Origin of the sequence: Bradyrhizobium sp. SZCCT0148, from assembly GCF_018129985.1 — a bacterium.
GTDB classification, from domain to species: Bacteria; Pseudomonadota; Alphaproteobacteria; order Rhizobiales; family Xanthobacteraceae; genus Bradyrhizobium; species Bradyrhizobium japonicum_H.
Map to the genome: position 1 here is coordinate 55,999 of NZ_JAFCKT010000012.1, position 25,974 is coordinate 81,972.

Below are 25,974 nucleotides of genomic sequence, written 5' to 3' on the forward strand. Positions count from 1 at the left end.
GATGATGTCTTTGGCGTACGCATTCGGCTGTGTTACCGTTGAAGCTCAGCCAGCACAGATGGGTTCCGGGAGACATTGATGGTCCGCTGCGTCTTGACTGCTGCCGCCCTCGTTCTCTTCGCGTGCAGCACCGCGGCCGAGGCGCAGCAGCAAACCGTCGGCGCACCGCCTGAAGCCTCCAACATGAAGCTCGTCGGCAGCAACGATCTCCAGGCCCGCAGCGCCTATCAGCCGACCATCCATCACCAGGGCAATCGCTGGATCGCCTATATCGGCCATCACGGCGGCACCGATGATGTGCCCGCGCCCTTCAATCCGATGACGGGAAAGGCCGAGCCGAACGGAACCTCCATCGTCGACGTCACCGATCCCGCGCGTCCGAAATATCTGCGGCATCTGCCGGGACAGGAAGGCAAGTACGAATCCGGCGGCGCGCAGATGGTGCGGGTCTGCGACGGAAAGGCGTTGCCGAAAGGCGAGCCCAACGCGGTCTACATGCTGCGCACCTTCGGCAGCGAGGCGCATGAAATCTGGAACGTCAGCGATCCCGCCAGCCCGGTGCTCATCACGCGCATCGGCGGCCTGAAGGACACGCATAAGAGCTGGTGGGAATGCGACACCGGCATTGCCTATCTGGTCTCGGGCGCGCCGGACTGGCGCACCCGGCGCATGACGCAGATCTACGATCTCTCCGATCCGGCGCGCCCGCAGAAGATCCGCGACTTCGGACTGCCCGGTCAGGAGCCGGGTTCGACCGGCGCGGTGCCGACCGAGCTGCACGGGCCGATCTCGACCGGGCCCAATGGCAACCGCGTCTATTTCGGTTACGGCACCGACACGGACGGCCTCTTGCAGATCGTCGACCGCGACAAGCTGCTGAGCGGGGCGAAGGAGCCGACGCCGGACAATCTGCGCTATCCCGAGATTTCGCGCCTGCGGATGTCGGCCTTCAACGGCGCGCATACGACGTTTCCGATGCTCGACATGCCCATCGCCGAATTCGCCGAGGACAAGGACGGCAAGACCCGCGACATCGTGATGATCGTGAACGAAGCCATCCTGAACGAATGCGGGGAGGCGCGGCAGATGGTGTGGTTCGCCGACGTCACCACCGAGACGCGGCCGATGATGATCTCGAGCTACACCGTGCCGGAGGCTAGCGGGCGGTTCTGCCAGCGCGGCGGCCGGTTCGGCGCGCATTCCTCCAACGAGAGCATGGCGCCGGTCTATTACAAGAAGATGGCCTTCATCGCCTTCTTCAATGCCGGCGTGCGCGCGCTCGACATCCGCGATCCCTATCACCCGAAGGAAGTCGGCCATTTCATTCCTTCGATCACGGCCGCGACCGACAAGCGCTGCATCCCGATCGAGGGCGGTGAGCGCTGCAAGGTCGCGATCCAGACCAACAATGTCGAGACCGACGACCGCGGCTACATCTACATCGTCGACCGCGCCAATACCGGCCTGCATATCCTGGAGCTGACCGGGGCGGCACGCGCCGCCGCCGGGCTGCCGAGGAATTGACGATGCAGAGCGAGGCGATGAGGCGTCGATGCCGTATGCCCGCGACCGCATTCTCCTTTGTCATTCCTCGCGAAGGCGGGATGACACCCGTGATGAGGCGTAGACGTTGCGCTCATCCAGCTTCCGTTCCCGCCCGTCCCATGCATTAATACCCGCAAGCCGCCACGAGCCGAGTCCTCCCCATGATGTCCATGCAAGCCTATTTCGCCTTCCTCGCCGCCTGCATTGCGCTGGCGTTGCTGCCGGGGCCGATCGTCACCCTCGTCATCGCCAACGGCCTGCGTCACGGCACGCGTGCCGCGCTCACCAATGTGGCGGGCGCGCAAGCCGGGCTTGCCATCGTCATCGGCATCGTCGCGGTCGGCCTGACCTCGTTGATGGCGACCATGGGCTACTGGTTCGACTGGGTGCGGTTTGCGGGCGCTGCCTATCTGGTCTGGCTCGGCATCAAGCTGATCTGGGCGCCGGTCGAGGGCGTCAATGTCGACGAGCCGCCGTTGCCGCCGCGCGGCGGCTTCTTCCTGCAGGGCTTCCTGGTGCTGCTGTCGAACCCGAAGGTGCTGGTGTTCTTCGGCGCCTTCATCCCGCAGTTCATGGACATGAACCAGCCGCACTTTCCGCAAGTCGCCCTGCTGGGCGCGACCTTCATGGTCACCGCCGTGATGACCGATGCGCTCTACGCCATCGCGGCAGGCCGCGCGCGAAAATTCTTCTCGGCTCGCCGTACCCGCATGATGTCGCGTATCTCCGGCGGCTTCATGATCGGCGGCGGCATATGGCTGGCGCTGACGCGGGCAAAATAACCGCTGCAAGGCCGGTCCCGGCTTGAACCCTTCGCGGCCGCAATGCGTCCAATCGGGCATTGCCGCCGACGAAGGAAGTTGCCGTGCCGGATCTCCCCGGGTTCGTCTATGCGATGTTGCTTGCGCCGCTCGGGCTCATCCTGGTTGCTGCCATCGTCAAGACCTGGCAGGTGCGCGAGGCGCGCAACTGGCCGCAGGCGCCGGGCAAGGTCGTGACCTCGGTCGCCGAGTTGCGCGACGTCAAGGTTTTCGACGACGATCGCGAGGGGGGCTCCCGCCTCGAGCGCCGCAATTTCGCGAACGTGACTTACGAATATTCGGTCGGCGGGCGGAAGCTGCGCTGCAACCGCATCTCGATCGGTGAGGACCTCGGTAATTTCCAGGTCGCCGAGCGGCTCGCAAGATATCCGGCCGGCAGCGTCGTGACCGTCTATTACAATCCGCGCCATCCCGATCAGGCCGTGCTGGAGCGCGACCTGCCCAAAGGCTTGTGGGGCTGCCTCGGCATCGGCACGGTGATCGTGCTTGGCGTCGTGTTCGGATCGGCCTTCGGCTTCAACCAGACTTATGCCTATCTCTCGAACCACGTCGGACGGCCCGATCTTGCAGGCCTCGTGGTCGCCTTTGCCGCCTTCGGCCTGGTCATCGCGCTGATGGGGTATGCGGTGCACAGACAGGCGTCGATGGCGACACGCTGGCCGGTGGTGCCTGGCACCATCAAGCTGTCGGGGATCGAAGACTATCGCCGGGCAAGCGAACCGGGCGAGCGGCGCGGCACCGAGATGTTCGGCAGGCGGGTGACCTACACCTATCAGTATCAGAACGTCAGCTACACCAATGAATGCGCGCGCGTCGCGGCGGGAACGCCTGATGCCTCCGACGAGATGCTGCGAAGGCTCATGGCGCGCTACCAGGACGGCGCGACCGTCGAGGTCCGCGTCAATCCCGCAAATCCGGCGGAAGCCACGCTCGACGCCCGCGGCGACGGCCGCATGGCTTTCGTGCTGTGGGGCATCGCCGCGATTTTCGCGGCGCTGGCGTTGTTCGTCGCCACACGCGGCGGCTAGATGACCAGCCGCTCCGCCCGCAGCTCCACCTCGATCTCGGCGAAGATCCGCGCCAGCCGCTTGGCCCATTGCTGTTGGCCGGACTGGTCCGTGATCAGATCCTGCCGGATCTCGATGCCGGTGCTCACGAGGCCGCGCCCTTCGCCGTGCACGGGGATGGTGTAGTCGGTGAGGTCGTTCACCGCATAGGGCTCGTTGTCGCCGACGACGAGGTCGCCCTCTGCGCGCAGATGCTTGAGCAGCAGCTGCGGCAGCACGGTGTCGCGGTTGTAGAGCGCGCCGATGTGCCAGGGTCGCGCGACGCCGGCATAGACTGGCGTGAAACTGTGTAGCGAGACCAGCACCGTCGGCCGGTCGTCATGCATGCGGCGGTCGATCGCGGCCTCGATGCGATTGTGATAGGGCTCGAAAATCTCGCGCCGCCGTGCCGCGCGCTCGCCGTCCGAAATCCCTTCGTTGCGCGGGATCGCGGTAGCCTCGGACATCACGGGAATCGAGCTTGCTGCGGTGGGCGGGCGATTGCAGTCGATCACCAGCCGCGAATAGCGCTGTGCGATCAGATGCGCATCGAGCAGCTTTGCGAGTCGCTCGGCGACGCCGGCAATGCCGATGTCCCAGCCGATGTGCCTGACAAGTTCGCTCTCCGCGATGCCGAGATCGCCCAGCGCGTGCGGCAGCATCCGTCCGTAGTGATCCGCAGTGAGCAGGAAGGGCGAAGGCCCCGCCGCATTCACCTCGTGCACGGGCGGAGTGTCGCCCTCGCCGAGCAGTCGATCGGCCGCCTCGGCCGTTTGCAGGTCCATCCTGATTGCCTATGAAACGATTACGTGTCTAAACGGAGTAACGCCATTGCAACGACGTCGCAACGTTAGAACAGCATGACTTCCGATCGCCTCTTCGTCTACGGCACCCTGATGCGCGGCTTCGACCACCCGATGGCCCGGCTGCTTGCGGGACATGCGGATTTCCTGGGCGCAGCGACCTGCCGCGGCCGGCTGGTCCTGGTGAAGCATTATCCGGGCCTGCTGCCGTCGGGGGCAGCCTCCGACATCGTCCACGGCGAGCTGTTCCGGATGCGCGTGCCTGACGAGCTGCTGGGCGAACTCGACATGTACGAGGCCTGCGGCGAGGGCTTTCCGGAGCCGACCGAATATCTGCGAGAGCTGGTCGACGTGACGCTGCCCGATGGCGCCGCCGAGAAGGCCTGGACCTACGTCTACAACTGGCCCGTCACCGGTTTCCCGATCATCGAGTCCGGGCGGTTTCTCGATCACTAAGCCTACAGCACTTCCTTCACCACGCGCACGTCGACCTCGCGCTCGACGTAGCTCCATTCCTCGGTCCGCCTCAGCATCCCCACCAGCTCCTCGAACAGCGAGGCGTGCGCGGGGGCGAATTCGAACCAGGTCAGGAAATCGAAGGGCTCGCCGAGGTCGCGGCTGTGATAGAGCTGGCGTGCGATCGCGGGCAGGAAACGAAGACTGCCGGCGATGTGGTGCGACTTGTCCTCGAAGATCCTGCGGCGCTCTTCCTGGGTCAGGTCCCACCACGCTTGCGATTTGCGGATCGGGATCAATGCCGCGCTGGTGGCTTCCAGCCGGCCGAGCCCGGCCTGCACGGCGGTCAGCTGCTGCTTCTCGGCCCGCTCGGTGTAGCGCAAGCTGCTGGGGGCGCCGACCAGCCGCCAGGCGTTGCGCGAGGGCACCAGCGGCAACGAGACGGCCTCGCTGTCAGTCACCGACAGCGCCGGCATGAAGGGCAGGGGCTCGCCCGTCACGGGTGCAACCGAAATCACCCGCCAGCCCCCGCTATGGCCGCCCCGAAAGGTCCTGAACATGGGGCTATGGAAGCGTGGAACCGGGGCGGGTTCAAGGGGCTCGTCCTTCGCGGTGCCTTGAAGGGGCGGGCCCGGAATCCATCTCCCGGACGGAAAACCGGGACAAATGGTTCTCAGACGTGAGATCGCACATCATAGCTCGCCGCGGAATGACGGAGGGGGCTGTGAACAGCGCGTATAAGCCCGACAAACCTAACCTTTAGCCTGGCCGCACCTATATCCCTGATCGTTCGCCCGACTCAAACGCTCGGCTCAACTCACCCCATGCGCTTCACGCCCCAATTCCTCGACGAGCTTCGGGCCCGGCTTTCGGTCTCCGAAGTCGTGGGCAAGCGCGTCAAGCTGAAGAAGGCGGGGCGGGAGTGGAAAGGGCTGTCGCCTTTCCAGCAGGAGAAGACGCCGTCCTTCTACGTCAACGACCAGAAGGGCTTTTACCATGACTTCTCCTCCGGAAAGCACGGCGACATTATCAGCTTCCTGATGGAGACCGACGGCCTGCCGTTCGGCGAGGCGGTCGAGCGGCTTGCCAGCATGGCGGGCCTGGCGCTGCCGGCGGTGACGCCGGATGCGGCGCGGCAGGAGCAGCGCCGCCGCACGCTGCATGACGTCATGGATCTGGCCGCGACCTATTTCGCGGAAACGCTGGCCTCGCGCGTCGGCGCCAAGGCGCGCGGCTATCTCGCCGACCGCGCCATTTCGCCGGCGACGCAATTGCAGTTCCGCCTCGGCTATGCCTCGCCCGATCGCTTCGCGCTGAAGGAGCATCTCGGCAAGCTCGGCGTGTCCGTCGAGGACATGGTCGAGACCGGCCTGCTGGTGGCGGGCGAGGACATTCCCGTACCCTACGACCGCTTCCGCGATCGCGTGATGTTTCCGATCACCGATCTGCGCGGCCGCGTCATTGCTTTCGGCGGGCGCGCGCTGGAGAAGGACGTCCCGGCCAAGTATCTGAACTCGCCGGAAACGCCGCTCTTCCACAAGGGCGACAATCTCTACAACCACCAGACCGCGCGCAAAGCCACCCATGACGGCAGCGCGCTGATCGTGGTCGAGGGCTATGTCGACGTCATCGCCATGGTCACTGCAGGTTTTGCCGGCGCCGTCGCGCCGCTCGGCACCGCGCTGACCGAAAACCAGCTCGCGCTGCTCTGGAAGATGGCGGACGAGCCGATCCTCTGCTTCGACGGCGACCGCGCCGGCCAAAAGGCGGCTTATCGTGCCGCCGACCTTGCCTTGCCTTTCCTCGCACCCGGCAAGAGCCTTCGTTTCGCGCTGCTGCCGGAGGGGCAGGATCCCGACGATCTCGTGCGCTCGGGCGGCCGCGGCGCCATCGAGGACGTCATCGCAGCGGCGAAGCCGCTTGCCGAGATGCTCTGGTCGCGCGAGCTCGAAGGCGGCAATTTCGCCACCCCCGAGCGCCGCGCCGCGCTGGAGGCACGCATCAAGGAGCTCGCGAACGGGATCCGCGACGAGGTGGTGCGGCGCTACTACCGCGACGATTTCGTCGAGCGGCTGCAGCGCGCCTTTGCCCCCGAGGGCGGGCGTGGCGGCTTCGGCGGCCGGGGCAATTTCCGCCAGGGTCTCGGCGGCCGCCAATTCCAGCTCCGGGCTGCGGGCGGCGCGAATCGATTCGGTGGCCAGGGATTTGGTGGAGCGCGCCGTGGCCCGCCGGGGCCCACCCCGCTACCGTCAGGCCCCTATCAGGCGGCGAGTCCTCAGCTGGCGGCGAGCCCGATCATGCGCGGCCAGCGCAGCGCCATCTCCCGTCGGGAGGCTCTGATCCTGCAAATTCTGATGAATCACCCCTGGCTGCTGCACGACCACCTCGAGGAGGTCGCCGCCCTGGAGCTAGCCCATCCCGAGGCCCACAAACTCCGGGCCGGCATCATCGCCGCCTTTGCCAACGATCATCACCACTCCCCGGACCCCGGCGAGCTCGCCGAAAAGATGCGCAGCGACCTCGCCAAGGGCGGATTTTCTCAAGTTCTCCAAAGGGTTGAGAATGGGATCACGACGCAGGCCGTGTGGGGCGCCCGCGAGGGCGCGGCTCCCGACGACGTTCTCGCCACCTGGCACCAGCTGGTTGCCTTGCATCGGCAGTACCATTCACTACTTAGAGAGCTGAAGGACGCCGAACTGGCCTTGGGGGACGATCCCAGCGAGGCCAATATGGCGTGGCTGCGTGATGTGAAGGCTCGGTTGGCCGAGGTCGACGGCACCGAGGCCCTGATCGAGGGTTTTGGCGAGCTGTCGGGCCGGTTCCAGAAGAGCGTGTGAGGAAAGAATCATGCGGACGGCCGAGGCTGGAACCGCTAAAAGACTCGCCAAATCCAAGGTTTGGCGGCAAAAACAGGGTTAATCGAGGCTTAACGGTCTTGTAGCACTTTGGCCCCCAGGCGGCCGCAGGCAGAACAGACGCGTCAGGAATGAATCCGCGCAATCGCTGTTGGCACTTCACCTGCATCCGCTGCGACAAAGAGGCTCACGAAGCGTTAGGCAAATCCGGCGAGAGAAGGGTCGGGGTGGCGAGAGATATGCGCGCCGCCCTTTCCGTGTCGAGATCTGGCGAAGCGAGAGCGTCGAGCAACAGGTTCAAGTGATTTCACGCGGGCGTGGCAACCGTCTGCATGAAGCGCGTTTAGGAGCAATGGATGGCCACCAAGGCAAAGACGCTGCAGGCGAAGGACAAGGAAAAAGACGACAAGGCAGCGGACGCGCCGGAGAAGGACTCCCAGGACGCGCCGTCTCCCTTGCTCGATCTGTCCGACGCGGCAGTGAAGAAGATGATCAAGCAGGCCAAGAAGCGCGGCTTCGTGACCTTCGATCAGCTCAACGAAGTCCTGCCGTCCGACCAGACCTCGCCCGAGCAGATCGAGGACATCATGTCGATGCTCTCGGATATGGGCATCAACGTCACCGAAGCCGACGATAGCGAAGGCGAAGAGGACAAGGACGAGGGCGGCGAGGACGAGACCGACAACGAGCTCGTCGAGGTCACGCAGAAGGCCGTCACCGAAGTCAAGAAGAGCGAGCCGGGCGAGCGCACCGACGATCCCGTGCGCATGTATCTGCGCGAGATGGGCACGGTCGAGCTGCTCTCCCGCGAAGGCGAAATCGCGATCGCGAAGCGTATCGAAGCCGGCCGCGAGGCGATGATCGCAGGTCTGTGCGAAAGCCCGCTGAGCTTCCAGGCCATCATCATTTGGCGCGACGAATTGAACGAAGGAAAGATCTTCCTCCGCGACATCATCGATCTCGAAGCGACCTATGCCGGCCCCGACGCCAAGGCCGGCATGAACAATGCGATGATCGCGGGTCCCACCGGCGAGAACGGTGAAGCGTCCGCCGAGGGCGGCCAGGCCGCCGCGACTGGCGCACCCGCGCATGTCGCCCCGCCCGCCGCGCCGCCGGCGCCGACCCCGTTCCGCGCCGGGCAATCCGCTCCGGGCGGCAGCCCGGGTGGCGAGGCCAAGGATCCGGCCGAGTCCGCCGCCGAAGCCGACATGGACGAGGACGACGAGTTCGAGAACCAGATGTCGCTTGCGGCGATCGAGGCCGAGCTCAAGCCGAAAGTGGTCGAGATCTTCGACAAGATCGCCGACAGCTACAAGAAGCTCCGCAAGCTGCAGGAGCAGGACATCCAGAACCAGCTCGAGAGCACCTCGCACGGGCCCTCGCTGTCGCCGCACCAGGAGCGCAAGTACCGCAAGCTCAAGGACGAGATCATCGTCGAGGTGAAATCGCTGCGCCTGAACCAGGCGCGTATCGATTCACTGGTCGAGCAGCTCTACGACATCAACAAGCGCCTCGTCTCGTACGAGGGCCGGCTGATGCGTCTCGCCGACAGCCACGGCGTCGCGCGCGAGGACTTCCTGCGCAACTACACCGGCTCGGAGCTCGATCCGCGCTGGCTCAACCGTGTCTCGAAGCTTTCGGCCAAGGGCTGGAAGAATTTCGTCCATCACGAGAAGGACCGGATCAAGGACCTTCGCCACGAGGTGCATCAGCTCGCTGCGCTGACCGGCTTGGAGATCATCGAGTTCCGCAAGATCGTGCACTCCGTGCAGAAGGGCGAGCGCGAAGCACGCCAGGCCAAGAAGGAGATGGTGGAAGCCAACCTCCGTCTCGTGATCTCGATCGCCAAGAAGTACACCAACCGCGGCCTGCAGTTCCTCGACCTGATCCAGGAAGGCAACATCGGCCTGATGAAAGCGGTCGACAAGTTCGAGTACCGCCGCGGCTACAAGTTCTCGACCTACGCGACATGGTGGATCCGGCAGGCGATCACGCGCTCGATCGCCGACCAGGCCCGCACCATCCGCATCCCCGTGCACATGATCGAGACGATCAACAAGATCGTGCGCACGAGCCGCCAGATGCTCAACGAGATCGGCCGCGAGCCGACTCCGGAAGAACTCGCCGAAAAGCTCGGCATGCCGCTCGAGAAGGTCCGCAAGGTCCTCAAGATCGCCAAGGAGCCGCTGTCGCTGGAGACGCCGGTCGGCGACGAAGAGGATTCACATCTCGGCGATTTCATCGAGGACAAGAACGCGATCCTGCCGATCGACGCCGCGATCCAGTCGAACCTGCGCGAAACCACCACGCGCGTGCTGGCGTCTCTGACGCCGCGCGAAGAACGCGTGCTCCGCATGCGCTTCGGCATCGGCATGAACACCGACCACACGCTGGAAGAAGTTGGCCAGCAGTTCAGCGTGACGAGAGAGCGTATTCGTCAGATCGAAGCGAAGGCGCTGCGGAAGCTGAAGCATCCGTCGCGGTCAAGGAAGCTGCGGAGCTTCCTGGATAATTGATCCGAGCATCCTTCAAAACGAAAACGGCGGGCCCAGGCCCGCCGTTTTTGTTTGCCGTGAATGAAGCTGAAGGCCTACTTCTTCTTCACCCCGACGCGCTCGAGCCGCTTGATCTCGAGCGCGGGCTTGCCGCTCTTTTCGGCGATCTCGCGGTCCTGCTCCATGATGAACGCGCGGGCGGGTTCGTCGCCGTCGAGGCCGCCGAGCAGTTCCGAGGGAACGCGGCGGTTGGAGCGTTGGGAATCGTCCTTATAGAAGACGTTGAAGAAGGCGAATTCGCCTTTGGGGTTGGTTCCGGGTTTTTTGGCCATGGCGGCTTGTCGTCGATTGGAGGGCCGCAGTCAAATGACTTTGCGCGTCGCCGGGGTCGGCGCGGAGCCGGGGCCGCCGATCCGCTGCATGGAAGACCCTCGCTTCAATAAACGGCGGGCCGAAGCCCGCCGTTTATTTTTGGTCTTCAGCGTCGCCCGGGGCTGGCGGGGCGACAACCTAAAATAGAAGGCTATAGAAGGCGCCCTGCGATGGCAAGTAAATCATGGCGGCGTCGATGTCGCAGCGGGCGGATCAGATATGCGTCGGCTGCTGCACGCGGCTTCGATTCACATTGAAGCAATTGCTTCGGCCGTCAAACGAATTTGTTCATCCTGCCGGCCCACGCAATGCAACGTGCGTGGCGCGCCGTGTCGAAAGACGCACCAGCCTGCACATCTTCCCGCCTACGAGAAGATGATGTGAGCTAGCATATGTAAGCGGGCCTCACGCTTCTCGGCGCGCGCATCATTTTGGCCACGTGTGTCGCGCCACCTCCTGCACGGCGAGCCGCGACCCGTGTCCGCCGCTCCTGCCGGCGTCCTCGTTGCGTCCCTGCGCCATGATCGCGCTGCCCATCGCGGCCGAGCCGAACGTGATCAGGAAGGAAGCAAGCAGCAGCGCGAGCGCAATGCCGGGCGAGCTGTCGGCGAAGATCAGCTCGCGCAGGCGCCCGGGGTTCAGCCAGAGCAGGCCGCCGACCAGAAGCGCCGCGGCGCAGGCGCCGATCGCGAGGTTGATGGCGAGCAGGCGGAACAGCGGGATGCGGAGGAGGGTAGGGCGAAGTTGAGGCTGCTGCTGGTGCATCGGTGCTCAATACGGTGACTGATAGTGCGACGAAGGCAACGATATCATAAGGCGCAGACCCTCTCATTCGTTATTCGGGCGCGCGCAGCGCGAGCGATGGTGCGCAATTGCGCACCTGAGAATCCATTGTGCCACCGTCCCTGTCGCTTGGTGGATCTTCAGATGCGCAATTGAGCATCGTCGTTCGCGCTGCGCGCGCCCGGAATGACGAGCGGTGGGAAACCTCACGCCGCCGGCGCCGCGCGCTCGGCAGCCGCGCGCGCCTGCGCCGCTTGTTGGCGCTCCATCAGGGTCTGCCAGAGCGTTGCGATGCTCGCTTGCGTCTGCGGGACGATCAGGCAGTGGCCTTCGTTGTCGAAACCGCAGAACCGCACCGATGGGTCCTTCTTCACCTCGATCAGTGCCTGGTTGATCATCTCCAGGCAGGTGATGGCCTCGCCGACATCGTGCAGGCGGGTGTGATGCAGGATGTCCATCAGGCGGAAGGTCATCACCGCGGGCTGGCCGAAGCTGATGCCGGGACGGCCGAGTTCGAACAGTACGTTGACGGCCGGCAGTACGCCCCTGATGTGCTCGAGCACGCCGGCGACGTCCTCCACGCTGCAGGCGACGAGATGGGAGGCCTGGGGCGGGATGGTCACGGCCGCGCGGGGCGCCGCAAGGCCGAGCGAATTGATCACCTCCTGCTCGATCCATTGCCGCACGGCTGCGGGGGCCTTGCGGATCTGCTCGGTGCTCAAGGTAATTCCGGTCATGTGGTGCTCCTGGGCGGCTCCTGTCGTCTCAGTTTAGAAAGCAGGAACTGAGACAGTTTGATGCGGATCAAGTCTGGTGCTTTGACGCTCCCTGCTTTCCCGGGCATGATCCGCGCGCTGCTTCGCAGCGACGATTTTCCCTCATAGGATTGCTCCACATGCTGAGACTGCTTCTCGCCGCCGCGTCCGTTCTTTGTCTGGCCGGCGGGTCGGCTCAGGCCGCGCGCTGCGGCGGCGACTTCAACGCTTTCGTCGCCAGCATGGCGCAGGAGGCGCAGGCCGCCGGCGTCTCGGCGAGCGTGACCAATACGGCGCTCAGCGGCGTCACTCCCGATCCTGCGGTGCTCGCCTTCGACCGGCGTCAGCGTCACACCTTCAACAAGAGCTTCGAGCAATACGTCTCGACCCGCGTCGGCCCCGGCCGCATCAATGGCGGTCGCGCCCTATTGCAGCGCCACGCCGCGCTGCTTTCGCGCATCGAGCAACAGTTCGGCGTGCCCCGTTACATCCTGGTCGCGATCTGGGGACTGGAGAGCGATTTCGGCAAGGGCGACATCGGCAAGATGCCGGTGGTCCGCACGCTGGCGACGCTCGCGCATGATTGCCGCCGCACCGATCTGTTCCAGGGCGAGCTGCTCGCTGCGCTGAAGATCGTACAGCGCGGCGACCTGCCGCTGCGCGACCTCATCGGTGCCTTCGCGGGCGAGATCGGCCAGACCCAGTTCCTGCCGTCGTCCTACATCAAATACGGCGTCGATTTCGACGGCGACGGCCATGTCGATCTCCGCCACAGCATCCCCGACGTGCTCGCCTCGACCGCGAATCTGCTCCACACCAACGGCTTCAAGATGGGCCAGCCCTACGGCGAAGGCACCGCCAATTTCGAAGCGATGCGCGAGTGGAACAGGGCGGTGGTGTATCGCAAGACCATCGGCTATTTCGCAGATCGGCTGGCGGGGCAGTGAGGGTCAGATACCCGGCGTCATCGCCCGCGAAGGCGGGCGATCCAGTGTTCCAGAGACGGTGCGGCCAGAATCGAGAAGGCGCGGCGTACTGAATTCCCCGCCTTCGCGGGGAATGACAGCTAAGTGAGACGCGATGCCGTCGCTCCACGGCTACTTCGCCGTCCCCTTCGCCATCTTCTCCAGCTTCCGCTGCAGCGGCGCCCAATAGGTTGCGGGGCGGAAGCGTTGCAACAGGTCCATGAAGCGGGCGTCGTTGCCGATCAGGATGCGGGGCTCGTTCTTCTCGATACCCCTGATGATGCGCAGCGCGGCATCCTTCGGCGTGGTCCTTGCCGCGTTCTCGAACCGCTCGATCGATTGCGCGCGGCGGGAATTGTCGGTGACGCCGACCCCGGTGCGCGAGTTACGCGCGATCGCGGTGGCGACGCCGCCGGGATGCACGACCGACAGCCTGACCGGACTGCCCGCCACTGCGAGCTCGTGTCGCACGCTCTCGGAGAAGCCGCGCACCGCGAATTTCGCCGCCGCGTAGGCCGATTGGCCGGGCGGGGCGATGATGCCGAAGATCGAGGAGAGGTTGACGATGTGCGCCTCGCTTCTCGTCTTCAGATGCGGCAGGAAGGCGCGCGTGCCGTGCACCACGCCCCAGAAATTGATGTCGAACAGCCAGTCCATCTGCGCCTGGTCGATCTCCTCGAACGAGCCCATCAGCGCCACGCCGGCATTGTTGACGACGATGCCGAGCGCGGGATGCGCGGAGGTCGCCTCATTCGCGAACTGGGCAATGTCGTCGGGCTCGCCGACGTCGACGCGGTGGATGCTGACCTTGCGCGTCGAACCGATCTCCGCTGCCAGCGTCTTCAACCCCGCTTCGTCGCGGTCGGCCAGCGCGAGATCGCAGCCGCGCTGCGCAAGCTCGAAGGCCAGTGCGCGGCCGATGCCGCTTGCAGCACCCGTAATGGCGGCAGCGCCGCGAATTGCAGTCATGTTCGTCCCCGGTCAAGCCCTGAGAGAGGAACTATGCTTTAGATTTTTTCAGAATGGAACCGAACCGCAGGCGAATTGGCTCCTTAACATATGTACTCAAGCAAAAATTGGAGACGGTCATGGGACAGGCACAGCCATTTCGCGCAACTGCGCTGATCGTTGAAGACGATGCCATGCAGCGGGAGATGCTGAGCCTGCTTCTGGAAGAGAGCGGCTACCAGGTCATCCAGTGCGAAAGCGCCGAGGCCGCCGAACTCGTGCTTGACAAGAGCGCCGGCGCGCTGTGCCTGATGATGACCGACGTCCAGCTGGCGGGGCGCATGACCGGCGTCGAGCTCGCCCATGTCGCCAAGCACCGCAATCCCGGGCTCGACGTCGTGGTCACCTCCGGCCGTCCGCTGATGCAGCCCTTGCCCGACGGCGCGAAGTTCTGGGCCAAGCCCTGGGCCCCGCTCGACGTGCTGCGCGAAGCGGAGCTGGCGCAGCTGGACGTGAGCGTTCGCGGCCCGTCACGCCCGAGCTAGCTTCCTCACCGCGAGGCGTCCTGCTATGGTCCGGCCATGTCCTGGTCGTTTCTGCTCACCTCGCTCATCGTCGTCGCATCCCCCGGTACCGGCGTGCTCTACACGCTGGCTGCGGCGCTGACGCGCGGCTCGCGCGCCAGCCTCGCGGCGGCCTTCGGCTGTACGCTCGGGATCGTCCCGCACATGATGGCGGCGATGCTCGGGCTCGCCGCCGTGCTCCACACCAGCGCGCTCGCCTTTGCCGCGCTGAAATGGGGCGGGGTGCTTTATCTGCTCTACATGTCCTGGCAGGCGCTGCGCGAACAGGGGGCGCTAGCGGTCGAGGGCGACATCAGCGAGCGTTCGGTCGGCCGCGTCATCGTCACGGGTTGTCTCATCAACATCCTCAATCCGAAACTGTCGATCTTCTTCCTCGCCTTCCTGCCGCAGTTCATCGCCGCGGACGAAGCCCATGTGCTGGCGCGCATGCTGGAATTGAGCGGCGCCTTCATGGCGATGACCCTTGCGGTGTTTGTCGTCTACGGCCTCTGCGCCGCCTCGGTGCGCGAGCACGTCATCTCCCGCCCGCGCGTCATGGCCTGGCTGCGCCGCAGCTTCGCCGCCGGTTTCGCCGCGCTCGGCGCCAAGCTGGCCTTTGCGGAGCGGTAGGCTCTTCTGCAAGTCGCTCGCGGCTAGGCATTTGCACTTGCGGCCATCCTTCGAGACGCCCGCTGTTAGGCGGGCTCGTCAGGATGAGGACGGAGTGTGCACCGGCTGCTTCAACGGGCACAGTGCCGCTGAGCTTCATCCTGAGGAGACCGTCGGAGGCGGTCGTCTCGAAGGACGAGGCGTGCGTTCAGGTGCAGCCGCTATTGGCCCTTGCGAGCGAGCCAATAAAAAAGCGGGCCTCGCGCCCGCCACCTTCACACACTCGCAACGCTGACCCGACGCCCGGGCGGAGCGAGGCTCCACCCGGGCAAAGAAAAAGAAGGCTCGTTACTTCTTCTTCGCCGCCTTCTTGGCCTTCTTCGCCTTCTTCTTCACAGCCTTCTTCGCTTTCTTAGCCATAGGATCCTCTTCAGGGTTAATGGTGAAACGCGACACGAGGGATGCTCGGCGGAGGGCCAGCCTCGCAACATCCTCGACCACAAGCTCAGCAGATTCGCAGCTCGCTGCCCCGCGCTGTCACATCCGTGTCATCGCGTTATCCACAGCTCAGATGCATTTTCGGGTGATTTCGGAGCGCGAATCCGCATCACGGCGTCGGCGATACCATCGCCGGCGATAGGCTTAACGATCCCCCAACAACCCGCGCCCTTCATGAATCCAAAACCAAGGCGGAACTTTCGAAGGTTGCGGTGAGACTCCATTAAGCGCAACGACCGCATCCTCCCCGCAAGAAAACGGGGATGGGTCATGGACGGTCGGCTACCAGGGACGGGGAGCGTGACGCTGCGCATACCGCACGCGCCATGCTGAACATACCGACGCTCTGGACCGTCTTCGTCGTCAACTTCCTGGCGCTCGGCGTGATCTGGGCCTACGTGACGCGCTCCTATCCGAAATTCGCCGCCGCGCGGTTCTGGATGGCGTCGTCCTTTGTCGGCGCGATCGGGGCGATGACGGCGCTGGTCCGACTGTTCGTCTCCTCTCCCCTCCCGCTCATGTTCGGCGCGGCCGGCGTCATCGCCGCGAGCTGCCTCGCCGCCATGGGCATTCAGCGCTTCTATGGCCGCCCGGTCTCATGGCGCCTGATGACCATTACGGGAGGCCTGAGCCTCGCCGGCGTCGTGGTCTTCATGGTCGGCTTCGAGCACATGCAGCTGCGCATGCTCAGCTACACGCTCGGTCAGGCCCTGCCGCTGGTCCTGGCGCTGCGTCTGCTGCTGTCGCCGCAGGAAGGGCGCGTCAGCCCGGGCGCGCGACTGTCCGGCATCGTCATCCTCACCATCATCGCGATCCTGGTGGCCCGCACCATCGGCAATCTGCTCGGCCAGGATCTCTCGGCAAAGGCCGGCGGCCAGACCCATGCCGTCATGGTGTTGGGGCTGCTGTTCCTGACGATGACGCTCAATTTCGGCTTCCTGCTGATGGCGATGGACCGGCTTCGGGCCGAGGTCGCCGACCTCGCGCTGCTCGACGATCTCACCGGCGTCGCCAACCGGCGGCATCTGTTGCAGCGCCTCGCCGAGGAATGCGCCCGTTCGGAGCGCAGCGGCGCGCCGTTCTCGCTGCTGGTGATCGATCTCGACGGCTTCAAGACCATCAACGACACCCACGGCCACGCCGCCGGCGATGCCTGCCTGCAGCACTTCACCCTGATGGCGCAGACGCGGTTGCGGCCGGGCGATATGCTGGCCCGCACCGGCGGCGACGAGTTCTGCGTCGTGCTGCCGTCGTCGTCCCTGCGCGAGGCCGCCGCAATCGCCCGCCGCGTGCTCGAGGTCTGCCGCCAGGATGCCGAGACCTGCACCGGCAGCGAGATCCCGATCGCGATCTCGATCGGCGTCGCGCAATGGGATCGCGGCATCGGCGCTTACCCGGATCGCCTGATGGCCAATGCCGACCACGCCCTCTATGCCGCCAAGAAGAACGGCAAGAACGATTTTGCCATTTACGATCCGTCGCAGCCGCTCTCGCCTGAGCCGATCGGACGGGGCGAGGCCGCGCGCATTTTCGCCTGAGACCATGCTAGGTTGGGTCTCCTTTGGACCCGCATGATGATTGCTCGCTTGCTCGCGGCCGTTCTCGCCGCCTTCTTTCTGATCGCGCCTGCCGCTGCCGGGGATGCCGAGTTCGCAAAGCTCGCACGCGCCTCCGGTACGCCCGACATTCTCGGCCTGAAGATGGTCTGGCTGGCGCCCTGGGGTGACGTCCGCAACGCAAGACCCTGGCGCCACATCATCGTGCATCAGACCGAGGGGCCGGCGGGCTCGGCGCGCGGCGGGGCGGCGGAGCAGTCGAAGAATCCGACGCGGCGCGGCGTCACCGTGTGGGTCGAGACCGACGGCACGGTCTATTGGGCGGTCGCCGAAAATCTGGTGCCGACCCATGGCGACGGCGCCAATCGCAACGACAACAAGTTCATCGACAACAGCACGACCTATCGGCGGGTCGTGCGCGACAATTCGATCGGTGTCGAGTTCGCCGGCAATTACCCGGATGTGACGACCGGTCCGACCGACGCGCAGGTCGCGGCGTGGCGCGTGCTCGTGAAGCTGCTGCGCGCGCGCTACGACATTCCCCTCGATCAGGTCTATGCCCACAACTGGATCGACTACAAAGACGCCCGCTATTGCGAAGGCTGCTGGCTCGCAACGCTGGCGCGGATGTGGGGTGAATGACGGCGTTCGGGCAACCGGCGGCCGAAGCCGCCGGCGCCGAACGGCCAGCGTGAACGAGGCATTCTCCGTTCAGGCGAACGCCTTGGGAAGGTCAGCCGAAGGCTTCGTGACGATCTGATGCGCATCGCGCCAGATCACTTCACGCTGGTTCGACGTCGTGATCGCACGCACCGGCAGGCCGCCTTCCTCGAGCAGCCAGGCGCAATAGCGCGCGCGGCTGACCGCCTCACGGGCCTGAGGATCGAACCAGCAAATGCCCCAGATCGTATTGCGCCGCTTGAAGTGCCGCGCGATACGGCCAGGGATCGGCAGATGTCGCCCGAACCAGTCGAACTGGTTCGATAGCTCGTGCCGAATCCAGTCGGGACAGTTGGTTCGATCGAGATACCAGGACGCACGGAAGAAGCCGCTCTCCACGCGGCTGTGCGGGTGGATGAGCGGTGTAACGAACCGCAAATACATGACGACACGGCGCGACGCCGTGCGTCACGCCCCTCGCAACTTGATTGAATGAATAGAAAGAACAGCCGCGAAGCGGCGTTCAGCTCATGGCCGGCTGCCGGCGACCCCGAGAGGGCGGCGGTCGGAACGTGTCGATCTCAACTTCATGCCGCCTCCCTTGAAGAGCGTGAACAAAGCGGCGCGCTATTGCGCCGGGGCGCAGCACATACACCAGCCCCAGCGCCGGGACAAGCAGGATAACGGCGACACGTCGAGCGCAATCTCACACCGGCTGCGCCATCCAGCCGAAGAACCGCCGCATCAGACCTGGCCGTCGCGGCAATTCCGGCGGCTCGTCGGCCGCGAGCACGCGTTTGAAGAAGTAATCCAGAAACACCATGTCGTTCGGTTCGATGACGGTGAATTGCTCCTCGCCGAAGAACACGCTGTAGCTATAGAAAAAGGGGCCCATCAGCGGGATTGTCGCCGTGCCCGCATAATCCTTCGAAATCACGAACTCCGACGGCTCCAGCCCATGCTCGCGCATCGCCTGCTCGACCAAGCGCAGCTTGCGCATGAACTGGGCGGAGAAGCCGCCGACGGTGGATTGCAGGATGATCGACACGGCGCGTGTCCGCTGTTGTGGATGTAGCCCGACCATCATGTGTCGGGCGACCCGTCACAGGCGTTCAAGAGGTCGCGAAGGCCGCTTGGCGAACATGCAGCAAATCACATTCAACAAAAAAGCCGGCGTTGCCGCCGGCTTTTTCTCTCTTGTCGATCCGCCAATGTCTCTCCGCGGAAACGCCCCGCTCAGTGGGCGGCTTCCAGCGCGGCCTGTTCGGCCCTTGCGATCGTGCCCTTGACCGCGGACTGCACCTTCTCGAAGGCGCGGACCTCGATCTGACGGACGCGCTCGCGCGACACGCCGAACTCGGCAGCGAGGTCTTCCAGCGTCATCGGCTCATCGGCGAGGCGGCGAGCCTCGAAGATGCGTCGTTCGCGCGGGTTGAGCACGCCCATGGCGCCGTTCAGCGCGTCACGGCGTTCGTCATATTCCTCGTGCTCGGCCAGCATGGCTTCCTGGTTGGGCGTATTGTCGACCAGCCAGTCCTGCCATTCGCCGGCTTCGCCGTCGTCGCGGATCGGTGCGTTGAGCGACGCGTCGCCGCCGAGGCGGCGATTCATGTCGATCACGTCCTGGGCAGTGACGCCGAGACGCTTGGCAATGATCTTGACCTGGTCGGGGCGGAGATCGCCCTCGTCCAGCGCGTTGATCTTGCTCTTCGCCTTGCGCAGGTTGAAGAACAGCTTCTTCTGGTTCGCAGTGGTGCCCATCTTAACGAGCGACCAGGAACGCAGGATGTACTCTTGAATCGACGCTTTGATCCACCACATCGCGTAGGTGGCGAGACGGAAGCCCTTCTCGGGCTCGAAACGTTTCACCGCCTGCATCAGGCCGACATTGCCTTCCGAGACGACCTCGGAGATCGGCAGGCCGTAGCCGCGATAGCCCATGGCGATCTTGGCCACGAGACGGAGGTGGCTTGTGACGAGTTGATGCGCCGCGTCGCGATCGTCATGCTCGCGCCAACGCTTGGCGAGCATGTATTCCTGCTGGGGTTCCAGCATCGGGAACTTGCGGATTTCGGCGAGATAACGAGAGAGGCCGGATTCTCCGTTGAGGACCGGCAAAGTAGCGGTACGGGCCATGCTGAAAGCCCTCCAAAGGTTCAGGCCCCCGATAGCGGCGGGCCAGGCAGACGACCGCTTTGTTAAAGCCGACCGTAGCTGCGATGTTCCACGTTGGTCACTTCCAACGCAGGCGCAATATACCCCATCGGGGGCCAAAAAGGGAAGGATTGCTGACGTCACGTCCCCGTGTGGCAGCTATAACTTTTTGTAATGTAACGCTTTTCTTAAGGCTCCTGCGTCATAGCGCCGCTTTCAGAGCGCGCTGCAGGAGAAGCAAATCCTCCGGTAGAGGCGCCTCCCAGTGGAGTAATTCTCCGGTTCGCGGGTGTTCCAATACCAGCAAATAGGCGTGCAAGGCCTGCCGTCCAAGCGCGGCGAGGGCTCCTTGGGACTCGCTACCGAGCTGGTTCGCTTTGGTCTTGAAATGCGGGCCATAGACGGCATCCCCCATCAGGGGGTGGCCGATATGGGCGAGGTGGACGCGGATCTGGTGGGTGCGCCCGGTCTCAAGCTCGCAGGCCAGCAGCGTGGCGATCGGCTTGCCGTCGCGCCCGTTGAAACTCTCCAGGATGTCCCAATGCGTGACGGCCTCGCGGCCGCCCTGGCGCACCGCCATCTTCTCGCGCGCATGCGGATGCCGGTCGATCGGCGCATCGATGGTGCCGCGATGGCGGCCCGGCACGCCCCAGGCAAAGGCCATGTAGCCGCGACGCATCGCACCGGTGCGGCCGTGGTCGGCGAATTGGGCGGTCAGCGAGGCATGGGCGAGGTCGTTCTTGGCGACCACCATCAGCCCCGTGGTGTCCTTGTCGAGCCGGTGCACGATGCCGGGCCGGCGTACCCCGCCGATGCCGGAGAGCGAGGTGCCGCAATGGGCGATCAGCGCGTTCACCAGCGTGCCGGTCTCGTGGCCGGCGGCGGGATGCACCACCAGCCCCTTCGGCTTGTTGAGAACGACGATGTCGTCGTCCTCGAACACGATATCGAGGGCGATATCCTCCCCCTTGGGCTCCGGCGGGGCCGCTTCCGGCACGTCGATTGTGATCGTATCGCCGGATGTGACGTGATAAGCGGGGTCGCGGATCGCGGCGGCCTTCAGGCTCACCGCGCCCGCCAGGATCAGGGCTTTCAGCCGCGATCGCGACAGGTCGGTGAGGTGTGCCGCCAGCACGCGGTCGAGCCGGGCCGAGCCCTCGTTGCCTTCGACGACAACCTCCAACTTCTGCGCAGAGCCAAGACCCTTAGGATCAAGTTTTTCCATGACGACGTCTGATACCGCTGTTCCCGAACCGAGCCCCGAGCAGGCCGCGCTGTTCGCGCGGGTGCGGCGGATGATGCTGATCGCGGGGTTGACCACGGCGCTGGCGATCTGCGCCGTGCTGATCGCGGTGGGCTACCGCCTTTTCAAGTCCGAGGGAAGGGCGGCCGAGCCCGCCGGCGACGTCACCGCCATCCTGCCGAAGGGCGCCAAAATCGTCTCGACCGGCCTCGCCGGCGACCGCCTCGTGGTCACGCTGGACGTCGGCGGCGTCGTCGAGATCCGCACCTTCGACGCCCATACCCTGAAGCCGGCCGGAAAGCTGAAATTCGCCAATGAGCCGTAAAAGGCCGGTCGGGGTCCTTGCGGCGGACAAATTTCGAGGTTATTGGCTAGCCATCACGCTCCCTTCGTCTAGCGGTTAGGACGCGGCCCTCTCAAGGCTGAAACAGGGGTTCGATTCCCCTAGGGAGCGCCAGATAAATCCTAAGCCATTGAAAACCTGTATCCTCTAGGCGACGATGTCCGCCTTGGAGTAAAACCGCCATGCTACGCATGTAGCCTTGCAAGGCGGTCCGCAATGGTGCTCGCGGTCGTCACATGGCAATCCTGATCCCCAGCCTGGGCTTCGCGCGCTTCGACAGCCGTGGGGAGCTCCGACTCGCGGAACGGCTCAAGGACTTCCTCGAAGAGAACGCCGTCGTCTGGCACAACCTCCCCGTCGGCCCGCTCAACCGGCATCCGGACTTCATCATCATTCATCCCGCGAACGGCCTGCTCGTGCTCGAGGTGAAGGACTGGCGGCTGGAGACGATCGTTTCGGCGGACAAGACGAAGGTCGAGCTGCTGACCAGTCGTGGCATCGTGCGAGAGAGCAATCCGCTCGAGCAGGCGCGCAGATATGCGTTCGATGTCGTGCGCACGCTGGACCGGGACGGGCAGTTGCTGTTTCCACCCGGTCATCGCTTCATGGGTAAGCCCATCGTACCGTTCGGCTTCGGGGCCGTCTTTACCAACATCACGCGCAAGCAATTCCAGCAGACCAATCTCAAGGAGGTGATGGCCGAGCATCTCTGTCTGTTCAAGGATGAAATGACCGAGGGCTCACCTCCTGAGGAATTCCGATCCAGATTGTGGGACATGGTTCATCCGCGTCTTGGAGAACCTCTGTCGATGCCGCAGTTCGATCGGCTTCGCGCGCTGCTCTTTCCGGAGATTCGCATCCGACAGATTGCTTTGCCCTTGGACGACGCGCCGGCGGCAGATCCCTCGGACCGTACGCTTGCGGTGATGGACCTGCACCAGGAGCAGTTCGCGCGCAGTCTGGGAGAAGGGCATCGCATCATTCGCGGCGTCGCGGGATCGGGCAAGACGCTGATCCTTGCTTTTCGAGCCGAATATCTGGCGCGTGCGGCGGCAAAGCCCGTGCTCATCCTCTGTTACGCCAATGGCATCGCCGGGCGGCTCGAGGACGCGATGCAAAACAGAGGTGTAGAGAATCGTGTGCAGGTCCTCACCTTTCATTCCTGGTGCTACCGGATGCTGCGGACTTACGGGATCGCACCTCCGTCAGAGCGTGACTATCCGGACTATGCAGAACGGTTGGCTGCGAGCGTCGCGGAGGTCATGAAGGCGGTGGATCAGGGGCATATTCCAGCGGAGCAATACGACGCCGTCCTGATCGACGAGGCCCACGACTTCGAGCCGCAATGGCTCGCGCTTGCGGCCAAGATGGTGAACCCGCGCACCAAGGCGCTGATGGTCGTCTACGACGACATTCAGGCCATCTACAAAGGACGGGAGCGCCCGGTGTGGAGCCAGCTCGGAATCGAAGCCAAGGGCAGGACCACCGTGTTGAAGGTGAACTACCGCAACACGGCCCAGATCGTTGCCTTCGCGCGCCGCTTCGCGGCCGACGTCATTGGCGCTCCAGGCACGACGGCCGACGACGAGCACGCCATCCTGTTGCCCGAAGATGCGGGCCGGCAAGGGCTGGAGCCGGACGTTCGACGGTGCGTGAGCGTCGACGCAGAAGCACACTGCGTCGCCGAATGGTTTCTCGACAGGAAAAAGGCCGGCTACGAATGGTCGCAGCTGGCCTGTCTCTATCCGGAGCACTGGATCGGAGGGAAAGTCGCCCAGATCCTGGCCAAGCATGGCGTGCCGATCGATATGGCCAAGGACAATCGCAACCGGGTTTCGGTCAAGCGGGTGGCCGTGCGGTTCCTGAGCATGCATTCTGCGAAGGGACTGGAGTTTCCCTGCGTCGCCATCGCCGGCCTAGGCTTGCTCGGCCGCCACGGCGAGACCGTCGAGGAGTGCGTCCGCTTGACCTATGTCGGGGTGACCCGGGCGACCCACGAAGCGCTGCTGACGTATTCGAGCGAGTCCGCCTTGGTGCAGCGTCTGATCGCGTAGAGCGACGCCGCGCAGGCGCTCTCTTACGCCATCGTGCCGTCGACCGCGCGGATCATCTCCCACTTAACGACCAGGCGTCGTCGGTTCGATGGGGAGTTGAAACTCCGACGGGAATTCATCTGGTTTCTCGCAGCCTGCCCGCGTTAGTCTCGCAGTTGGCGGACCGGCGAGACAGGGGGCTCGATTTGATTGTGCCGTCCAAGGAGTGAGCCTGTGGCATTGGCGATCAATATCCGGGCCGACGACGATTCAGCCCATGAGATCCAGAGCCTGTGGGATCAGGTTGCCGCGTTCGAGGTCGAGCCATCGATGCGCGCCCTAAGGTACCGGCCGCACTTTACGTTTGCGATCTATGACGGACCTGCGATCGATGAGAAGACCGCGTGGGACGTGATGCAGGCAGCCATTGCCGGCGTGAGGCAACTGCGGATCGCGTTCAAACGAATTCGCTGGTTCGAAGGGGCTCCCCTCGTTCTCTGGGCGGAGCCGGAGGCCGATGACACCCTGAATCGCATCCACGGCGCCATCAGCGCGGCAATCGATCCAGCGCATTGCCGTCCCCATTACCGGCCCGGCGCCTGGACGCCACATTGCACGCTCGGTACTGCCGTCGCCGATGAACGGCGCGATGAAGCGATGGCCTTTGCGCGGGCATTTGATCGCAGCATTGAAGTGCTGTTCGACGTGGCGGACTGCGTTGCCTTTCCGCCCGTGCGGATCATCGCCGAGCGGAAATTGCCGCCGTAGTTGGTCGCTTGGGAATCATTGATCACTTTGCGTTAAAGTCACGCGGCGCCGCCGCTCGCACTCAAGCCGTCGTCCCATCGATCGATCGCCGGATCACCTTCTGCACTTCCGCGTTCGACAGGAACAGATCATGATTGACGATGCCCCAGCCTTCCGCTGATGCGTCGACCACGCGCACGCCGAGCCGCGCGATCACGGCCTTTTCGGCCGCGCCGACCCGCGTCATGCCGCCGGCGAGCTGACCCGACAGCGCCAGTGCGCGGTCGTTCGTCGACGCAATTACGGTGATCTTGCCGGCCAGCGGGCCAATGCGCTGGATCGCCGAAGAGAACACGTCCATGTCGATGTCGGGCGCGGCAAACACCACCGCGCCGATCTTGCCCGTGACCGTGTCGCCGTATTTCGCATAGAGCTGACGCAGGCTTTCGAGCGTCAGCATGGTTCCCATGCTGTGGGCAACGATGTGCACGCGCCCGCACTTGGCGCCGACACCAGCGCGGAAAGCACGCGTTCGAACTCGTCGCGGGACCACATCGCGCTGTCGCGGTCATAGGCATAGTCGAACAATCCTGCCCTGGAGGGCCAGGAGAACGCCATGGTCCGGCCGCGGAATCGGATTCCGTCCGAGAGATGGGCGGCATCCAGCACTGCCGTCTCGAAGGTCTGCTTGAAGCCGTGCACATAGATCAGCACGTCGCCTCCGCCGGTCTCGGCAGCGAGCTCGCCGGCATCGGCCGACGCCGGTTCGACCCGGTCGAGGCGCCAATCGCCGATTCCGACCGAGGCGAGAGACAGACGGCTCTCGTCCGGGGCCACCAGCCTCGCTCGCGCGATCGTCATGCCCGTCCCACGCTCCGGCCCGAACCAGGGTTTCGCGCGGCCGCCACTCGCGGGCTTGCGCGTGGTGGCGACGAGCACTGTGGGATCAGCTGACAGCGACGACGCGTCATAGCGCGCGCCGGTCGCACCCAGCCCGGAGCATCCGCCGAGAGCGACGGCGCTCCCTGCCGACAGAAGTCCGCCCAGGATGGCGCGGCGCGAAACAGCATGGCGGGAGTCGCGTTGCAGAAGAGATCTGACGATCACATGGAACCTTTGGGAACTTGCCCACCAAAAACAACGCCCCGCCCAGTCCCTGAATGACAATGCAGGCGAGAAGACGGCGGAGCGGCTTCGCGGTCGGTTCGTCACGGCGTTCGGACGACCGTCGGATCAGTGCGTGATGTCGATCGAATGGAGAGCGCACCAAGTGCGAAGCGCCTGCTTTGTCGCGTCACCCTCGAAACATCCCAGCGCTCGGTCGCTGCCTCGTCGGCAGAACAGCCCAATTCACTGTCAACCCCTCTCTTCGAAAATATTCCACTTTACCGAAATTCGGTTTTATCGTATGTGTCGGCCATCCCAGCTCACTTGAGGGGCGGTCGTACGTCGTTTCGAACGCGAGCTGGGAGTTGCGGTGGACGCAGGCGGCGTCAAGGCGGAGCTTGCGCGCGCAGGGCGAGAGAACCTCGTGAGCGCGCGTGACCCGCGAAGACGAACGGCGCTCCTGCGTACGGCAAAACCGCGTCGTCCTGGCCGTCGTTGCCACGGTCAAGCTGTTCGAAGATGCGCAAGCTCAACCGGGCGAACGGCATCGTCAATTCGAATGGCGAGGGAGGCCAAAAGGAAAGTTCGGCTCCCGGGAGAGCGCGGCATACTGGCCG

At 64.5% G+C, this 25,974-nt stretch carries 24 protein-coding genes, 1 tRNA gene and 1 pseudogene; 15 read left to right on the forward strand and 11 right to left on the reverse strand.

Translation table 11 applies throughout. The annotated features are described in order from the left end of the window. Positions 1 to 78 precede the first annotated feature (78 nt). The 3 genes from JQ580_RS26995 (at position 79) to JQ580_RS27005 (ending at position 3,394) form a co-directional block, all read left to right on the forward strand. Positions 79 to 1,524: an LVIVD repeat-containing protein gene (locus tag JQ580_RS26995; protein ID WP_212283329.1), complete on the forward strand. Its 1,446-nt coding sequence runs from the start codon at positions 79 to 81 to the stop codon at positions 1,522 to 1,524. A 182-nt stretch (positions 1,525 to 1,706) separates the two neighbouring features. After that, positions 1,707 to 2,327, forward strand: a complete 621-nt coding sequence (locus tag JQ580_RS27000) for a LysE family translocator (protein WP_212283331.1) — start codon at positions 1,707 to 1,709, stop codon at positions 2,325 to 2,327. Positions 2,328 to 2,410: 83 nt separating this feature from the next. After that, positions 2,411 to 3,394, forward strand: coding sequence for a DUF3592 domain-containing protein (locus JQ580_RS27005; RefSeq protein ID WP_212283333.1), 984 nt, complete (start codon positions 2,411 to 2,413; stop codon positions 3,392 to 3,394). On the opposite strand, the gene JQ580_RS27010 is transcribed toward JQ580_RS27005, so the two are convergent. Next, a complete protein-coding gene (locus JQ580_RS27010) occupies positions 3,391 to 4,197 on the reverse strand; it encodes an N-formylglutamate amidohydrolase (protein ID WP_212283335.1) in 807 nt (268 codons plus the stop codon). The two genes, JQ580_RS27005 and JQ580_RS27010, sit on opposite strands and share 4 nt — an antisense overlap. Positions 4,198 to 4,272: 75 nt before the next feature. On the opposite strand from JQ580_RS27010, the gene JQ580_RS27015 reads away from it, so the two are divergent. After that, positions 4,273 to 4,671 (forward strand): gamma-glutamylcyclotransferase family protein, encoded by a 399-nt coding sequence (locus tag JQ580_RS27015; protein ID WP_212283337.1) that lies wholly within the window; start codon positions 4,273 to 4,275, stop codon positions 4,669 to 4,671. A gap of 2 nt (positions 4,672 to 4,673) precedes the next feature. On the opposite strand, the gene JQ580_RS27020 is transcribed toward JQ580_RS27015, so the two are convergent. Then, entirely contained in the window at positions 4,674 to 5,231 is a 558-nt protein-coding gene (locus JQ580_RS27020) for a chlorite dismutase family protein (RefSeq protein ID WP_212283339.1), read from the reverse strand. Between the two features lie 264 nt (positions 5,232 to 5,495). Between JQ580_RS27020 and dnaG the strand changes: the two genes are divergently transcribed. Together dnaG and rpoD are read left to right on the forward strand one after the other, a co-directional pair. After that, on the forward strand, positions 5,496 to 7,508 hold the full coding sequence (gene dnaG / locus JQ580_RS27025; RefSeq protein WP_212283341.1) for a DNA primase: 2,013 nt from the start codon (positions 5,496 to 5,498) through the stop codon (positions 7,506 to 7,508). Between the two features lie 374 nt (positions 7,509 to 7,882). Beyond that, positions 7,883 to 10,042 carry an RNA polymerase sigma factor RpoD gene (rpoD, locus tag JQ580_RS27030; protein ID WP_212283343.1) on the forward strand — a complete coding sequence of 720 codons (2,160 nt, stop codon included), beginning with the start codon at positions 7,883 to 7,885 and terminating at the stop codon, positions 10,040 to 10,042. Between the two features lie 74 nt (positions 10,043 to 10,116). Here rpoD and JQ580_RS27035 read toward each other — a convergent pair whose 3' ends face one another. From JQ580_RS27035 to JQ580_RS27045, 3 genes are all read right to left on the reverse strand, one after another. Beyond that, on the reverse strand, positions 10,117 to 10,353 hold the full coding sequence (locus JQ580_RS27035) for a hypothetical protein (protein WP_212283345.1): 237 nt from the start codon (positions 10,351 to 10,353) through the stop codon (positions 10,117 to 10,119). Positions 10,354 to 10,819: 466 nt separating this feature from the next. Beyond that, entirely contained in the window at positions 10,820 to 11,158 is a 339-nt protein-coding gene (locus JQ580_RS27040) for a hypothetical protein (protein ID WP_212283347.1), read from the reverse strand. Positions 11,159 to 11,382: 224 nt separating this feature from the next. Next, positions 11,383 to 11,913 carry a hypothetical protein gene (locus JQ580_RS27045; RefSeq protein WP_212283349.1) on the reverse strand — a complete coding sequence of 177 codons (531 nt, stop codon included), beginning with the start codon at positions 11,911 to 11,913 and terminating at the stop codon, positions 11,383 to 11,385. 158 nt (positions 11,914 to 12,071) lie between these two features. On the opposite strand from JQ580_RS27045, the gene JQ580_RS27050 reads away from it, so the two are divergent. Then, entirely contained in the window at positions 12,072 to 12,878 is an 807-nt protein-coding gene (locus JQ580_RS27050; protein WP_212283351.1) for a lytic murein transglycosylase, read from the forward strand. A gap of 150 nt (positions 12,879 to 13,028) precedes the next feature. Here the strand turns inward: JQ580_RS27050 and JQ580_RS27055 are convergent, their stop codons facing one another. Beyond that, the gene (locus JQ580_RS27055; protein ID WP_212283353.1) at positions 13,029 to 13,865 is read right to left on the reverse strand and encodes an SDR family NAD(P)-dependent oxidoreductase; all 837 of its coding nucleotides are present in this window, start codon (positions 13,863 to 13,865) and stop codon (positions 13,029 to 13,031) included. 119 nt (positions 13,866 to 13,984) lie between these two features. On the opposite strand from JQ580_RS27055, the gene JQ580_RS27060 reads away from it, so the two are divergent. The 4 genes from JQ580_RS27060 to JQ580_RS27075 all read left to right on the forward strand — a co-directional run bounded on the left by JQ580_RS27060 (position 13,985) and on the right by JQ580_RS27075 (position 17,712). Further along, a complete protein-coding gene (locus tag JQ580_RS27060; RefSeq protein ID WP_212283355.1) occupies positions 13,985 to 14,389 on the forward strand; it encodes a response regulator in 405 nt (134 codons plus the stop codon). A 36-nt stretch (positions 14,390 to 14,425) separates the two neighbouring features. After that, positions 14,426 to 15,037, forward strand: coding sequence for a LysE family translocator (locus tag JQ580_RS27065; protein WP_212283357.1), 612 nt, complete (start codon positions 14,426 to 14,428; stop codon positions 15,035 to 15,037). Positions 15,038 to 15,840: 803 nt separating this feature from the next. Next, positions 15,841 to 17,052: a GGDEF domain-containing protein gene (locus JQ580_RS27070; RefSeq protein ID WP_212283359.1), complete on the forward strand. Its 1,212-nt coding sequence runs from the start codon at positions 15,841 to 15,843 to the stop codon at positions 17,050 to 17,052. Positions 17,053 to 17,085: 33 nt separating this feature from the next. Beyond that, entirely contained in the window at positions 17,086 to 17,712 is a 627-nt protein-coding gene (locus tag JQ580_RS27075; protein ID WP_212283361.1) for a peptidoglycan recognition protein family protein, read from the forward strand. Positions 17,713 to 17,781: 69 nt separating this feature from the next. On the opposite strand, the gene JQ580_RS27080 is transcribed toward JQ580_RS27075, so the two are convergent. From JQ580_RS27080 to JQ580_RS27095, 4 genes are all read right to left on the reverse strand, one after another. Continuing rightward, positions 17,782 to 18,174: a hypothetical protein gene (locus tag JQ580_RS27080; protein WP_212283363.1), complete on the reverse strand. Its 393-nt coding sequence runs from the start codon at positions 18,172 to 18,174 to the stop codon at positions 17,782 to 17,784. Positions 18,175 to 18,436: 262 nt separating this feature from the next. Further along, complete coding sequence (locus tag JQ580_RS27085; protein ID WP_212283365.1) at positions 18,437 to 18,778, reverse strand: hypothetical protein; 342 nt, start codon at positions 18,776 to 18,778, stop codon at positions 18,437 to 18,439. Between the two features lie 188 nt (positions 18,779 to 18,966). After that, positions 18,967 to 19,866 (reverse strand): RNA polymerase sigma factor RpoH, encoded by a 900-nt coding sequence (gene rpoH / locus JQ580_RS27090; protein WP_212283367.1) that lies wholly within the window; start codon positions 19,864 to 19,866, stop codon positions 18,967 to 18,969. A 220-nt stretch (positions 19,867 to 20,086) separates the two neighbouring features. Next, on the reverse strand, positions 20,087 to 21,217 hold the full coding sequence (locus JQ580_RS27095; protein ID WP_409363233.1) for an RluA family pseudouridine synthase: 1,131 nt from the start codon (positions 21,215 to 21,217) through the stop codon (positions 20,087 to 20,089). Here JQ580_RS27095 and JQ580_RS27100 point away from each other — a divergent pair. The 4 genes from JQ580_RS27100 (at position 21,108) to JQ580_RS27115 (ending at position 24,271) form a co-directional block, all read left to right on the forward strand. After that, positions 21,108 to 21,452 carry a hypothetical protein gene (locus JQ580_RS27100; RefSeq protein WP_212283370.1) on the forward strand — a complete coding sequence of 115 codons (345 nt, stop codon included), beginning with the start codon at positions 21,108 to 21,110 and terminating at the stop codon, positions 21,450 to 21,452. The two genes, JQ580_RS27095 and JQ580_RS27100, sit on opposite strands and share 110 nt — an antisense overlap. 57 nt (positions 21,453 to 21,509) lie before the next feature. Continuing rightward, positions 21,510 to 21,584: transfer RNA gene (locus JQ580_RS27105), tRNA-Glu, on the forward strand. A gap of 122 nt (positions 21,585 to 21,706) precedes the next feature. Next, positions 21,707 to 23,524: a UvrD-helicase domain-containing protein gene (locus tag JQ580_RS27110; protein ID WP_212283372.1), complete on the forward strand. Its 1,818-nt coding sequence runs from the start codon at positions 21,707 to 21,709 to the stop codon at positions 23,522 to 23,524. Positions 23,525 to 23,737: 213 nt separating this feature from the next. After that, positions 23,738 to 24,271, forward strand: coding sequence for a 2'-5' RNA ligase family protein (locus JQ580_RS27115; protein WP_212283374.1), 534 nt, complete (start codon positions 23,738 to 23,740; stop codon positions 24,269 to 24,271). A gap of 61 nt (positions 24,272 to 24,332) precedes the next feature. Here JQ580_RS27115 and JQ580_RS27120 read toward each other — a convergent pair. Next, a pseudogene (locus JQ580_RS27120) lies at positions 24,333 to 25,357 on the reverse strand (alpha/beta hydrolase). Positions 25,358 to 25,974: the final 617 nt, after the last annotated feature.